The following is a 12,676-nucleotide window of genomic DNA, read 5'->3' as shown; positions in this document are numbered from 1 at the left end:
GTTTGTGGTGGCCCCCCCCCCCCCCCCGCGGGGGCCGGCGGGGGGGGGGGGGGGGGGGGGGGGGGGGCCCGCCCCGCCCCCCCGCTGCGCGTCCGGGGCCTTGAAGCCGCATCCGCGCCTGACTATCTCCTGCTGCGTCGAGGGCGCCCGATCGGGGCCCCCGACGCGGACCGATGAGGGTCGCCCGCCACGGGGGCCCGCCACGCATCCGGTCCGCAACGTCCACGAGCTTGCTGAAGCAGGAGCTCCACCGATGAACGCCTTCGACTTTTCCCCGCTGTTCCGTTCCGCCATCGGCTTCGACCGCATGGCCCGCCTGGTCGAGACCGCGCGCGCCGCGGCGGATGGCCCGGCCTATCCGCCCTACAATATCGAGAAGACCGGCGAGGACAGCTACGTCCTGACCATGGCGGTCGCAGGCTTCGGCCCGAACGACATCGACGTGACGGCGCATGACAACACGTTGACCGTGTCCGGCAAGGCCCCGCAGGCCCAGGACGCCGGGCGCGTGCTCTACCGCGGCATCGCCGGCCGCGCCTTCGAGCGCCGCTTCGTCCTCGCCGACCACATCCTGGTGGAGGGCGCGCAGCTCGAGAACGGCCTGCTGCATGTCGCCCTGCGGCGCGAGGTGCCCGAGGCGCTGAAGCCCCGCCGCATCGCCATCCAGGCCGGCGCGCCCCGCGCGCTGACCGCGAATGGCGCCGAGCAGGTGCAGCAGGCGGCCTGACCGGCCGATGGGCTGACGAAGCCGGCGGGGCGACCCGCCGGCTTTTTTCATGCGCGGCCGGGCGATCGTGCCCGCGCCTCATCCAGGCCGCTTGAAGAACATCTCCGCCGCCGCCTTCTGGGCATCGCGCCGGCCGATCTCGGCCTCGGCGCGGGCGATCTCGGCCCTGAGCTCGCCGATATAGCCGCGCAGGTCGTCCACGTCCCAGCGGTCCAGCACCGCCGGCACGAATCGCCCCGTCGGGCGCGGTCCTTCCGGGTCTTCCATCCCACTCCCCTCACCTTTCCTGCCCGCGGGCTTTGACCGGGCGGGCGCCACTCCCTTATATCCGCGATCGACGAGGCGCGGGCGCCACGGCGGGCGATTCCGCTCGCCCCGCTTCTGGCGCACGCCCCACCGGAAGGTTGACCATGAAGACGCCCCTGATGCCCAAGGCCACCGCCGTGTGGCTGATCGAGAAGACGTCCCTGTCCTTCGAGCAGATCGCCGACTTCGTCGGCATGCACCCGCTGGAGGTGCAGGCCATCGCGGATGGCGAGGTGGCGCAGGGCATCGTCGGCTACGACCCGATCTCCAACGGGCAGCTGACGCGCGAGCAGATCGTGAAGGCCGAAGGCGACCCCGCCGCCCGCCTCACCCTCATCGAGAACACGATCCCCCTGCCGAAGCAGCGCTCCAAGGGCGCGCGCTACATCCCGGTGGCGAAGCGGACGGAACGGCCCGACGCCATCGCCTGGCTGCTGCGCAACTTCCCGCAGCTGTCGGACCCGCAGGTGGTCAAGCTCCTCGCCACCACGAAGGAGACGATCCAGAAAGTGCGGGACAAGACCCACCCCAACACGCCGAACATCAAGCCGCGCGACCCCGTGACCCTCGGGCTCTGCACGCAGACGGCGCTGAACGAAGCGGTGGCCGCCGCCAACGAGCGGACCGGCGCCACCAACACCTCCCCGGCGATGCCGCACGACGACGCCGCCTGAAGGCGGTGCCGTCGCGGCGGCCGGGGCGCTTCGGCCGGCACGGAGGTGCCGGCCGGCAGGCCTTCCCGCGCTCCGGCTAGTTGAGCCGTCTCAGGCGCAGCCGTTCCATCTCCTCCTTCAGGCGCAGCTTCTCCAGCTTCAGGCGCTGCAACGCCTCGCTGTCCGGGCGGGGCCGGGTGCCTTCCTCGAAGATCCGGGCCTCGAGCGCCGCGTGGCGCTCCTCCAGAGAGCGGAGGCGGGGCATTTCGGGCATGCGCGTACATCCCTGGTGGTTGACCGCGGACGCCGGGCGGCGGGTCCCGGGGGCGGATCGGATCGGCCGGCGCGCCCCCGCGGGCCCGTCACCCTTCTGCGCCCGCGCCCAGCATGTTATGCCGGCCCCTGGCGGGTTCCAGCTTTATATTCTGCCCGATACGCTCCCGCCTGGCGGACCCGTCGCGAAACCGACGCGGCCCGCCATGCCGCAACATCCAGCCACCAGGGGCGCATGCTGGCCGACCGCGACAGCCTCCTCCGCCGCCTGCACGAGCTCCGCAGCGAGCACCGCGACCTCGACACCGTCATCGCGCGGCTGGGCGAGAGCGGGGCCGACCCCCTGCAGCTGCAGCGGCTCAAGAAGCGCAAGCTGAAGCTGAAGGACGAGATCGCCTGGCTCGAAAGCCGACTCGTCCCCGACATCATCGCCTGACCCTTCCACCCCGCGCCCCGCCGCCCTTCCCCGCCCCGGCGGCAGGCCCGGACGGGACGCCGCCGCCCGAGCCGCCACATGCCCGAACCCGCCCCGCCCCTCGTCGGCATCATCATGGGCAGCACCTCCGACTGGGAGACGATGCGCCATGCGGCCGAGATCCTGGCCGAGCTCGGCGTGCCCCATGAATGCCGCGTCGTCTCCGCCCACCGCACGCCCGACCGGATGTACGACTATGCGAAGGCGGCGGAAGGCCGAGGGCTGAAGGTCATCGTCGCCGGCGCCGGCGGCGCCGCGCACCTGCCGGGGATGACCGCCTCACTCACCACGCTGCCGGTGCTGGGCGTCCCGGTCGAGAGCCAGGCCCTGCGGGGCCAGGACAGCCTCCTGTCCATCGTGCAGATGCCGGCCGGGATCCCGGTCGGCACGCTCGCCATCGGCCGGGCGGGGGCGGTGAATGCCGGGCTGCTCGCCGCCGCCATCCTCGCCACCGCCGACCCTGCCCTGGGGGCGCGGCTCGCCGCCTGGCGCGCCGCCCGCACCGCCGCCGTGCCGGACCTGCCGGCATGACGGCGCCCGCCCGCCCGGACCTCGCCGGGCCGCTCCCGCCGGGATCGACCATCGGCATCCTCGGCGGCGGACAGCTCGGGCGCATGTCGGCGCTCGCCGCCGCCGCGCTCGGCTACCGCTGCCACGTCTTCGCGCCGGAGGCGGACAGCCCGGGGATGCAGGTCGCCGCCGCGCGGACCGTGGCGGGCTACGAGGATGCGGCCGCGCTGGCCGCCTTCGCCGCCGCCGTGGACGTCGTGACCTTCGAGTTCGAGAACGTCCCCGCCGCCACGCTCGACATCCTCGCCCCGCTGGTGCCCTGCCGGCCCGGCGTGGCCGCGCTGCGCACCGGGCAGGACCGGCTGGCGGAGAAGCGCTTCGCGGAATCCATCGGCCTCGCCGTCGCCCCCTGGCGGGAGGTGACGAGCCTTGCGGAACTCCACGCAGCGGTCGCGGCGCTCGGCCTGCCGGCCGTGCTGAAGACCACGCGGCTCGGCTATGACGGCCGCGGCCAGGCCGTGCTGCGCGGGCCGGAGGACCTGGCCCCCGCCTTCGAGCGCCTCGCCCCGCGCCCGCTGGTGCTGGAGGCCTTCGTCCCGTTCGAGCGTGAGGTGTCCGCCATCGCCGCCCGCGGCATCGACGGGCGGATCGTCACCTTCGACGCCACCGAGAATCGGCACGCGCACCACATCCTCGACCTCTCCATCGCGCCCGCACCCGTGCCCGCGGCGGTGGCGGCGGCGGCACGCGCGGCGGTTGCGCGAGTCGCCGAGTCGCTCGACCTCGTGGGCCTGGTCGCGCTAGAGATGTTCCTGCTGCCCGATGGACGCCTCCTGGTGAACGAGATGGCGCCGAGGCCGCACAATTCCGGGCATTGGACGATGGATGCCTGCCGGATCGGCCAGTTCGAGATGCATGTCCGCGCCGTCGCCGGACTGCCGCTGCCGGAGCCGGGGCGGCATCACGACGCCGTGATGAAGAACCTCGTCGGCCCCGATTCCTTCGCCCGCTGGCCGGAACTGGCGGCAATGGGCGATGTCGCGCTGCACCTGTACGGGAAGGCGGAGGCCCGTCCGGGCCGCAAGCTCGGCCATGCGACGCGGCTGCTTCCGCTCGGCGCGGTCGCGGAAGCGAGGGATTCCGGGGCTCTCTCACCCCTGTGACCCGTTTGCCATGCCGGGCTGTGGCCGGTCGGCAACACTGGGCCGCGACTGTTGCGCCCATGCTGTCAGAGGGCACGAAGCGGTGTTAGGGTGCACCGCACGCACCGCCCGGGGCGAAGACGCGAAATGGTTGCCGGCCCACGGCCCCGACAAGCGCCCAGCCCCACGGTGCAGCAGCTAATGGTTTCGAGGAGAAACACGATGAGCCTCAAGAAGGCCCTTCTGGCCGCGACGGTTCTGGCCCTGCCGGTCGCCGCGCAGGCGCAGCCCGTCAACGGCCTCTATGTCGGCGCCGGCGCCGGCATCAACTGGCTCCAGGAGTCGGACGTCGCGCTGTCCCGCCAGTTCGGCGGCACCGCCGCGTCCCGCACGGGCTCGGCCGAGTTCAGCCTCGGCTGGGCCGGCGTGATCAGCCTCGGCTACGGCTTCGGCAACGGCGTCCGCGCCGAGATCGAGGGCAGCTACCGCCAGAACGACGTCGACAGCGTCTCCGGCTTCCCCGGCCTGCAGCGCCCGCTGCGCTCCAGCGGCACCGCCCGTTCCTACGGCGTGATGGCCAACGCCCTGTATGACTTCGACCTCGGCGCGGGCTCCTTCTTCACGCCGTATGTCGGCGTCGGCGCCGGCTACGTGTGGCACGAGTACGACGGCACGCGCGTCACCAGCCCCGCCGGCTCCGTGACCATCGACGGCAGCGACGGCCAGTTCGCCTACCAGGCGATCGTCGGCGCCGCCTTCCCGATCGCCGCCGTTCCCGGCCTGGCCGTGACCGCCGAGTACCGCTTCCTCGGCACGCTCCAGCCCGAGATCGACGCCGTGTCGCGCAGCCCGGCCGGTGCCGTGACCGCCCGCGGCAATGCCGAGGTGGACAACTACAACCACAGCCTGATGCTCGGCCTGCGCTACGCCTTCGGCGTGACGCCGCCGCCGCCGGTCGTGCCGCCGGCGCCGCCCGCTCCGGCCGTGACCGTGGCCCGCACCTTCCTGGTGTTCTTCGACTTCGACCGCGCCGACCTGACCGACCGCGCCCGCCAGATCATCGCCGAAGCGGCGACGAACGCGCAGCGCACCGGCACGACGCGCATCGAGGTCTCGGGCCACGCCGACCGTTCGGGCACGCCGCAGTACAACCAGCGCCTGTCCGAGCGTCGCGCCGCCGCCGTCGCGGCCGAGCTGGAGCGCCGTGGCGTTGCCCGCTCCGCCATGGTCATCCAGGCCTTCGGCGAGAGCCGTCCGCTGGTCCCGACCGCCGACGGCGTGCGCGAGCCGCAGAACCGCCGCGTCGAGATCGTCCTGCGCTGATCCGCGCCGGACATCGCGAAGCCGACAGGGGGGGCGCCGCAAGGCGCCCCCTTTTCTGCGTACGGGGCCGTCCTGCCTACTGCAGCTTGCGGCGGACAAAATGCGGCAATTCCCATGTTGCAGCGCAACAGCGCATCCGGCATCTGCCAAGGGGGGAGTGACGTGCGGCGCATGGCCTGACCGGTCCCGAGAAGGCGTGCGCCATGCTGACACCCCGATTCCCGCTCTCCCCCGCCCCGTTCGGCCGGCGCGCGCTGCTCGGCGCCTCGCTCGGCGCGCCGCTCCTGCTCCGTGCCCCGCCCGCGCGGGCGAACGAGCCGGTCGATGTCGAGCTCGTCCTCGCGGTCGATGTCAGCCGCTCCGTCGACCAGGAGGAGCAGGAGATGCAGTTCCGCGGCTATGCCGCGGCCTTCCGCGACCGCCGCCTGATCGAAGGCGTGGCCGGCGGCCCTCTCGGCCGCATCGCCGTGACTTTCTTCACCTGGTCCGACTGGCACATCCAGGAACACCTGGTCCCCTGGACGCTGGTGGACGGCCCCGGCACCGCCGAACGCTTCGCCGCCGCCATCGATGCCGCGCCGCGGCGGGCCTGGCTCTACACCTCGATCTCGGGCGCGATGGACTATGCCGCCCGGCTGTTCGGCCGCGGTTTCGAAGGCACGCGGAAGGTCGTCGACATCTCGGGCGACGGCGTGAACAATTCCGGCCGCCCGGTGGCCGAGGCGCGTGAGGATGCGCTGGCGCAGGGCATCGTGCTGAACGGCCTCGCCGTGCTGGACCGCACCCCGCAGCCCTGGGCCGCCGGCCTGCCCCCGCTCGACGACTACTACCGCAGCCAGGTGATCGGCGGGCCCGGCGCATTCCTGATGGTGGCGGAGGGATTCGACGCCTTCGAATCGGCCGTGAAGCGCAAGATCATCCGCGAGATCGCGTCCGCCCCGCCTCACGGCCCGCTGGTGGAACGCGCCACGGCCTGAACGCCCCGTCCGGGCGCGTCACCCCGCGTCGATCAGGCGGCCACCGGGCGAATCCGCCGACGGTCCGGCAGACGCGACCGGCAACCAGAGCGTGACGGTGGTGCCCCGCCCCTGCACGCTGTCGATCCGCATGGCGCCACCCGAGCGTTCGGCGAATTGCCGGGCCATGGTCAGCCCCAGCCCGGTGCCCTGGTCGGCCCCTTTGGTGGTGAAGAAGGGCTCCTCCGCCCGCGCCAGCACCTCGGGCGGCATACCCGTCCCGTGATCGGCGACCGAGACGCGCAGCATCGGCGCCTGGCGCGGCGCCTCGGGCGGCCCGGCCCCCTGTTCCAGCGTCGCCAGCACGCGCACGACGCCCCCCTGGGGCATCGAGTCTCGCGCATTGACGATGAGATTGACCAGCACCGTCTCGAACTCGCGGCGGTCGGCGCGGATGGGGGGCAGACCCTGCGGCGCGGCGCATTCCACCCGCAACCCGGACCCGAGCAGGCCGTCCAGCAGCGCCTCCAGCCGTCCCAGCACCTCGGCGGGCGCGAAACGCTCCGCACCGTCGGGCGCCGCCCGGCCGAATTCCAGCATCCGCCGCGCCAGCCGCGCGCCGCGCGTCGCCGCCTCGTCCATCAGCCGCGCGATGCGCCGCACCTCCGTCACGTCGCCCGCGCGCCGGTCCAGCAGGCGGGAGGAGGCGACGACGCTCTGCACCAGGTTGTTCATGTCATGCGCGACGCCGGCCGCGACCTGGCCGAGCGCCGCGTTCCGCTCGGACCGGCGCAGCCGCGCCTCCATCTCGGCGCGGCGTTCCGCCTCGATGCGGGCGAGATGGGCGTCGGCCGCCGCGGCGGCCATGGCGGCGCCCTCGCGCCGGGCGCTGCGGGTGACGCGCGCGGTCAGCAGCAGCAGCAGCGCCGCCGCCGCCAGGCAGATCACGGCCGGCGCCGCCAGCCGGGCCATCCAGGCGCGCTGCATCGTAGCGGGGCCGAAGCCGTAGATCACCGCCACCGGGTAGTCCCCCACCCGGCGGAAGGCGTTCAGCCGCAGCGTCCCGTCAAGGCCGGAGCGCACCGTGAACAGGCCCGCGCGCCGGCCCTCCGCCATCATCCGCAGCGTCGGCGAATCGGGCGGCAGGCGGGGCTCGGCGCCCGTGGGCACCGGGAAGCGGGCCAGCACCGCGCCATCGGCGTGGATCAGCGCCACCCGGTCGCCCGGGGCTTCCACGATGCTGGCATAGAAGCGGGTGAACTGGTCCACCCGGAAGCTGGAGGCGAGGACGCCGCCCTCCGGCCCGCTGCGAGGGCGGCTCAGCACGAAGATCTGCTGGCCGGACGGGCGGGCGGTGACGCGGCCGCCCACGAAGGTGCCGCGGGCGCCCTCCAGATAGGCCCGGACATAGTCCCGGTCCCGCTGGTCGAGCGGCTGCTGCGGGAAGGGCTCGGCGCCGGCGCGCAGCACCATCCATCCCGCCGCGTCAACCAGGCCGAGCCCGGCGGTGAAGGGTGCGCTTTCCGCGAGGCGCAGCAGGAAGCCATGCACCTCGGCCGAGGCCGCGACGGCATCCCAGGCCATGCCGGCGATGCGCGCATCGGCCGCGGTCAGCAGCGCCTCCTGCGTCTCGAAGGCGCGGAGGGTCTGTTCGTGCAGCATGTCGGCCAGCCGCGCCACGCGCGATTCAGCCTCGGCCGTCACATTGCGCCAGGTGATCCAGGCGGTGAGGAGGAACACCGCCGCCGGCAGCAGGATGGCCGCGGTCCAGAGCGGCCAGAATGACGCGCGCCCCCTGCGCGGCATGGGAGACCGCATGGGCGTCGGGCGCGCAATGTCGTCCGGCTTTGGCACGCGGGGATTATGCCGGGGCCATCCCCGCCCGCCAGCCTGATGAGAGCGGAGAGGTTACGGAACCCCTTCCGTTCGCCGAGTCGTGATCAGGACGATCGGAAACCGATCGCCCCGCGACCGAAGCGCCTCATGCTTGGCTCATGAAGTGCTGACGCACTTCATGCTTCGGACGCCAGCGCGCCTCCGGCGCTCGGCTTCGCCGCACTTGCGGCGGCGCCCGTTCGGGCGCCCGGCCCGCTGCGCGGGCCGCAGGTCGGAACTTCGTGAGCCGCGTATCAGCGCCCCCGCCCCGTCTTCTCCTGCAAGGCATCGATGCGCAGCGACGCCTCGGCCTTGGTGAGGTTCGGGTCGAACTCCTCCCCGGCCTCCTCGGACAGCGTCTTCAGATAGGATGCCTGTGCCCCCGTCATCTCCTCGTCGCCCGTCGTCCAGTCATGCGGGTCCTTGACGGTGTTGGACCCCGGTTCCGGATCCGCCTTGGGGTTGGCGGCGTGGCGGTCGGTGGACGGGTTCTGCTTGGTGGTCATGTCGGGTGGTCCCTGCTGGCCTGTGTTCTCCTAACGTTCACTGTTGCGCCGGGTTGCCGCGGCCCGTCACTCCAGCACGGCCAGGTAGCGATGCGCACGGGTGTCGAGCAGCGTGACCCGCAGCTCCACCGTCCGCTCCGACAGGTCCCGGGCCAGCCGCGCGATCTCCAGCAGCGGCGCCCCGGGGACGAGGCCGAGCAGCCGCGCCTCCTCCTCCCCGGCCGCGACGGCAGCCAGCCCCTCCTCGGCGCGCGCGATGGTCACGCCGTATTCGCGCTGGTACAGCACGTAGAGCTCGTCCGTCATCGGCTTCAGCAGGGGCAGGGCGAAGCCGGGGAACAGCGCGGCCGGCAGCAGGATTCGCTCGAGGATCGGCGCGGCCTCGCCTATGGTGCGGAGCCGCTTCACCCGGTGCACCTCCTCCCCCGCGCCGAGGCCGAGCAGCGCCGCCTCCTCCGTCGTGGCGGCGCCGGTGCGGCAGTCCAGCACGAGGCTGGACGGCGCCACCTTGCGGCGGTCGAGGTCCACGATCCGGAAGAAGTGGAACAGCGCGCGTTCCGAGGTATGGGCCGCGACGAAGGTGCCGATGCCCTGCCGCTTCTCGATCAGCCGCCGCCGCTCCAGCGCGGCCAGCGCCTTGCGCACCGTGCCGGTCGACATGCCGAGCAGCGCCGCCAGGCCCTGCTCGGTTGGCAGTTGCGTCCCCGGCCGCCAGAGCCCTTCGGCCAGCCGCCGGGTCAGGATCTCCTCTGCCTGCCGGTAGAGCGGCCCCCTCGCCCGGCCATCCCCCGCCACGGTGCCGCGCGGGGGGCGCCGGGCCGCCCCGTCCCTCACCGCTTCAGGTTCGGCGCCGGCCGGCCGTCGATCGCCACGTTCACCACCGCCGGCCGGCCGGAGGCGAGCGCGCGGTCCAGCGCCGGCACCAGGTCGCGCGCATGCTCCACCGCCTCGCCATGGCCGCCCATCGCCTGCGCCACCAGTTCATAGCGCGTGCCGGGCGCAAGCTCGCAGCCATGGGCGCGGTTGGCGCCGTAGTCCCGCAGCTGGATCTGGTGCTCGGCGTTCCAGCGGCTGTCGTTGCCGATCACCGCCACATAGGGCAGCCCGTGCCGCGCGGCGGTGTCGAGTTCCGCCATGTGGAACCCGAAGGAGCCATCGCCCATCAGCGCGATGGCCGGCGCCGCCTTCGCCGCGCGCGCGCCGATGGCGAAGGGGTTCCCCACGCCGATCGCGCCGGCCACGCCGTTGGTGACGCGGGTGCCGGACCGGACGATGGACTGGCCCCACTGCCCGATCTCGCCGCCGTCGCAGACGAAGATCCCCCCCGGCCGCGCGGCCAGCGCGGCCTCGATCGCGTGGCACAGCGTCGCGGGGTGGATCGGGCCGTCCGGCGCGCCGGCCAGCGCCGCCCATTCCGCCGGGCGCCAGGCGATCGTCTCGCGCACGCGCTCGGCCCAGGCGGCCTGCGCGGCGGTGGGCTGCAGCGCGGCGGCCAGCGCGGTCGTGGCGGACATGGCGTCGCAGACCGCGCCCAGCAGCAGCCGCTCGCCCAGCAGGCGCTGCGCCCGGCCGAGCAGCGCCGGCTCCGGCTCCAGCACCACGAAGCGGGCCCGCGCCGCGGTCCGCCCGAAGCGGCTGGTGAAGTCGAGCGGCTTGCCGAGCAGCACCACCAGGTCCGCCTCCGGCAGCAGTTCGGCAAAGGCGCCGAGCGAGGGGTCGGCTAGGCCGCGGGGCGAGTTCATGCGGATGGCGGGCAGGCCCGACGCCGCCTCGAGCGCGAGGAGAGCGGCCTCCCCGGCCGGGGAGCAGAGCGCGGGCGGCGCCAGCAGCAGCGGCCGGGCGGAGGCCATGACGGCGGCGCCGATGATGGCTGCCGTGCCGGCCGAGAGCGGCATGCCAATCGCCCCGCCATCCCCGGCGGGCGCGGGGTCCGCCACTTCCGCCTCCAGCAGGTCGGTCGGCAGGGAGAGGTGGACCGGCCCCGGCCGCCCGCTGCGCGCAAGGGCGATGCAGCGCGCCACCTCCTGCCCGAGCCCGGCCGCGGACTGCGCGGTGAAGGACGCCTTCGCCACGGGCGCGGCCATGGCGGCCTGCGGCAGTTCCTGGAAGGCGCCGTTGCCGAGTTCCGCGAGCGGCGCATGGCCCGACAGCAGCAGCACCGGACTTTCGCCGGCAAGCGCGGTCGGCAGGCCGGCGACGGCGTTGGTGTGCCCCTGCCCGCCGGTGACGAGCGCCACGCCGACCCCGCCCGAGACGCGCGCATAGGCATCCGCCATGTGGACGGCAGCGGCCTCGTGCCGGGTGTGGACGATGTCGATGCCGGAGCCCAGCAACGCGTCATACACCTCCATGATGTGGTTGCCCGACAGGCTGAAGATCCGGCGCACCCCCGCCGCCTTCAGCCCCGCCACCACCGCATCCGCGCCGCGCCGTCTCATTATTGGTTCGTCCTGGCCGATTGAGTCATGTACAAGACCATGCAAACTGTTGATCTCGCAAGGGGAGGAGCGCGTCTTGGACGCTGTCCTGAACGTGTCGGTCTGGCGGGGCGACGCCACGGGCGGCGGGCTGCGCCAGTACCAGGTGCCGGCGCGGGAGAACCAGACCGTGCTCGACGTCGTCACCCACATCCAGCGGGAGATCGAGCCCGGCCTTGCCTATCGCTTCGCCTGCCGCGTCGGCATGTGCGGGTCCTGCGCGATGGTGGTGAACGGCCGCGCCCGCTGGACCTGCCGGACGCATGTGAAGAAGGTCGCGGGGGACGGGGTGCTGGAACTCCGCCCGCTGTCGAACCTGCCGGTGATCCGCGACCTCGCCACCGACATGGCGCCCTTCTTCGACAAATGGGCCCGCGCGCGCGGCACCTTCCAGCCGAAGGATGCGCAGGACGGCGCCGTGCCCGAGGAATTCGCGGTGGTCCCGCCCGACAGCGCGAAGCGCCAGGCCGCGGATGCCGGGATCGAATGCATCGGCTGCGGGGTCTGCCACGCCTCCTGCGACATCGTGCAGTGGAACCCGGACTATCTCGGCCCCGCCGCGCTGAACCGCGCCTGGACGCTGGTGAACGACGTGCGCGACGGCGCCCGGAAGGAAAGGCTGGCGGCGGTCGCGGGCGATGCCGGCTGCCATGCCTGCCATTCGACGCAAAGCTGCACCGAACGCTGCCCGAAGGGCATCGACCCGTCGGGCGCGATCGCGGGGCTGAAGCGCACCCTGTTCTGGAACGTCTTCGGGTTGGGGCGATGAGCGCGCCGGGGGGCACCCATCTCTGGGTGGCGCAGCGCGTCACCGCGATGGTGCTGGCGGTGGCGGTGGCCGTGCATCTGGTCACCATCGTGCTTGCCGTGCGCGGCGGGCTTTCGGCCGCCGAGATCATCGGCCGCACCCGCGGCAGCGCCGCGTGGTTCGGCTTCTACGCCGCCTTCGCGCTGGCGGCGGGGCTGCATGGCGCCATCGGGCTGCGCGGCATCGCGGCGGAATGGCTGGGCTGGCGCGGGCGCGGCTTCGACCTGGCCTGGCTGGCGATCGGCCTGCTGACGGCGGGGTTCGGCATCCGCGCGGCGCATGGGCTGTATGCGGCATGATCGACCCGCGCCCACGTTCCCACCCGACCTATCTCGCCTTCCTCGTCCACCGCGTCTCCGGCCTGCTGCTGGCGCTGTTCCTGCCGCTGCATTTCTGGGCGCTGTCGCACGCCATCGCGGGGGAAGCCGCGCTGGACGGCTTCCTGCGCTGGACCGACAATGCGGTGCTGAAGGCGGCTGAGACGGCGCTGGTGGTGCTGCTGGCGGCTCACCTGGCCGGCGGGCTGCGCGTGCTGGCGCTGGAGTTCCTGGGCTGGCGCGCCAGCCAGAAGACGCTCGTCGCGGCCTCGGCGGGCGTGTCGCTCGCGGCGGGGCTGCTGTTCCTGCTGAATCTCTGAGGGGCCGC

16 protein-coding genes are annotated in these 12,676 nt (G+C 73.5%); 10 read left to right on the top strand and 6 right to left on the bottom strand.

Annotation, left to right across the window (positions count from 1 at the left end; all coding sequences use genetic code 11):
• Positions 1–253 precede the first annotated feature (253 nt).
• The gene (locus ACK8OX_RS10125; RefSeq protein WP_430663910.1) at positions 254–727 is read left to right on the top strand and encodes an Hsp20 family protein; all 474 of its coding nucleotides are present in this window, start codon (positions 254–256) and stop codon (positions 725–727) included.
• A gap of 78 nt (positions 728–805) precedes the next feature.
• On the opposite strand, the gene ACK8OX_RS10120 is transcribed toward ACK8OX_RS10125, so the two are convergent.
• The gene (locus ACK8OX_RS10120) at positions 806–994 is read right to left on the bottom strand and encodes a DUF1192 family protein (RefSeq protein ID WP_430663909.1); all 189 of its coding nucleotides are present in this window, start codon (positions 992–994) and stop codon (positions 806–808) included.
• Positions 995–1,137: 143 nt separating this feature from the next.
• On the opposite strand from ACK8OX_RS10120, the gene ACK8OX_RS10115 reads away from it, so the two are divergent.
• Positions 1,138–1,707, top strand: coding sequence for a cell cycle transcriptional regulator TrcR (locus tag ACK8OX_RS10115; protein ID WP_430663908.1), 570 nt, complete (start codon positions 1,138–1,140; stop codon positions 1,705–1,707).
• A gap of 76 nt (positions 1,708–1,783) precedes the next feature.
• On the opposite strand, the gene ACK8OX_RS10110 is transcribed toward ACK8OX_RS10115, so the two are convergent.
• Entirely contained in the window at positions 1,784–1,960 is a 177-nt protein-coding gene (locus ACK8OX_RS10110; protein ID WP_430663906.1) for a YdcH family protein, read from the bottom strand.
• A gap of 234 nt (positions 1,961–2,194) precedes the next feature.
• On the opposite strand from ACK8OX_RS10110, the gene ACK8OX_RS10105 reads away from it, so the two are divergent.
• The 5 genes from ACK8OX_RS10105 to ACK8OX_RS10085 all read left to right on the top strand — a co-directional run bounded on the left by ACK8OX_RS10105 (position 2,195) and on the right by ACK8OX_RS10085 (position 6,386).
• Entirely contained in the window at positions 2,195–2,395 is a 201-nt protein-coding gene (locus tag ACK8OX_RS10105) for a YdcH family protein (RefSeq protein WP_270936382.1), read from the top strand.
• Between the two features lie 78 nt (positions 2,396–2,473).
• Positions 2,474–2,965 carry a 5-(carboxyamino)imidazole ribonucleotide mutase gene (purE, locus tag ACK8OX_RS10100; RefSeq protein ID WP_430663905.1) on the top strand — a complete coding sequence of 164 codons (492 nt, stop codon included), beginning with the start codon at positions 2,474–2,476 and terminating at the stop codon, positions 2,963–2,965.
• Positions 2,962–4,107, top strand: coding sequence for a 5-(carboxyamino)imidazole ribonucleotide synthase (locus tag ACK8OX_RS10095; RefSeq protein WP_430663904.1), 1,146 nt, complete (start codon positions 2,962–2,964; stop codon positions 4,105–4,107). Before purE ends, ACK8OX_RS10095 begins: the two co-directional genes overlap by 4 nt.
• 201 nt (positions 4,108–4,308) lie before the next feature.
• Positions 4,309–5,409, top strand: a complete 1,101-nt coding sequence (locus tag ACK8OX_RS10090) for an OmpA family protein (protein WP_430663902.1) — start codon at positions 4,309–4,311, stop codon at positions 5,407–5,409.
• Positions 5,410–5,612: 203 nt separating this feature from the next.
• Entirely contained in the window at positions 5,613–6,386 is a 774-nt protein-coding gene (locus ACK8OX_RS10085; RefSeq protein ID WP_430663901.1) for a DUF1194 domain-containing protein, read from the top strand.
• Positions 6,387–6,404: 18 nt separating this feature from the next.
• On the opposite strand, the gene ACK8OX_RS10080 is transcribed toward ACK8OX_RS10085, so the two are convergent.
• From ACK8OX_RS10080 to ACK8OX_RS10065, 4 genes are all read right to left on the bottom strand, one after another.
• Positions 6,405–8,171 carry an ATP-binding protein gene (locus tag ACK8OX_RS10080; RefSeq protein ID WP_430663900.1) on the bottom strand — a complete coding sequence of 589 codons (1,767 nt, stop codon included), beginning with the start codon at positions 8,169–8,171 and terminating at the stop codon, positions 6,405–6,407.
• 323 nt (positions 8,172–8,494) lie between these two features.
• The gene (locus tag ACK8OX_RS10075; protein WP_430663899.1) at positions 8,495–8,746 is read right to left on the bottom strand and encodes a DUF3072 domain-containing protein; all 252 of its coding nucleotides are present in this window, start codon (positions 8,744–8,746) and stop codon (positions 8,495–8,497) included.
• A gap of 66 nt (positions 8,747–8,812) precedes the next feature.
• Positions 8,813–9,580 carry a GntR family transcriptional regulator gene (locus ACK8OX_RS10070; RefSeq protein WP_430663898.1) on the bottom strand — a complete coding sequence of 256 codons (768 nt, stop codon included), beginning with the start codon at positions 9,578–9,580 and terminating at the stop codon, positions 8,813–8,815.
• Positions 9,577–11,184, bottom strand: coding sequence for a thiamine pyrophosphate-binding protein (locus ACK8OX_RS10065; RefSeq protein ID WP_430663897.1), 1,608 nt, complete (start codon positions 11,182–11,184; stop codon positions 9,577–9,579). Before ACK8OX_RS10065 ends, ACK8OX_RS10070 begins: the two co-directional genes overlap by 4 nt.
• A 76-nt stretch (positions 11,185–11,260) precedes the next feature.
• Between ACK8OX_RS10065 and ACK8OX_RS10060 the strand changes: the two genes are divergently transcribed.
• From ACK8OX_RS10060 to ACK8OX_RS10050, 3 genes are read left to right on the top strand one after another with little or no spacing between them, the layout of a single operon-like run.
• Entirely contained in the window at positions 11,261–11,992 is a 732-nt protein-coding gene (locus ACK8OX_RS10060) for a succinate dehydrogenase/fumarate reductase iron-sulfur subunit (RefSeq protein WP_430663896.1), read from the top strand.
• Positions 11,989–12,330 carry a succinate dehydrogenase gene (locus ACK8OX_RS10055; RefSeq protein ID WP_430663895.1) on the top strand — a complete coding sequence of 114 codons (342 nt, stop codon included), beginning with the start codon at positions 11,989–11,991 and terminating at the stop codon, positions 12,328–12,330. Before ACK8OX_RS10060 ends, ACK8OX_RS10055 begins: the two co-directional genes overlap by 4 nt.
• Positions 12,327–12,668: a succinate dehydrogenase gene (locus ACK8OX_RS10050; RefSeq protein WP_430663894.1), complete on the top strand. Its 342-nt coding sequence runs from the start codon at positions 12,327–12,329 to the stop codon at positions 12,666–12,668. Before ACK8OX_RS10055 ends, ACK8OX_RS10050 begins: the two co-directional genes overlap by 4 nt.
• Positions 12,669–12,676: the final 8 nt, after the last annotated feature.

Origin of the sequence: Falsiroseomonas sp. CW058, from assembly GCF_050563535.1 — a bacterium.
In the GTDB taxonomy this organism is placed as follows: Bacteria; Pseudomonadota; Alphaproteobacteria; order Acetobacterales; family Acetobacteraceae; genus Falsiroseomonas.
Note: the sequence above shows the minus strand (reverse complement) of the source record. Positions and strands in the feature narration are given on the sequence as shown.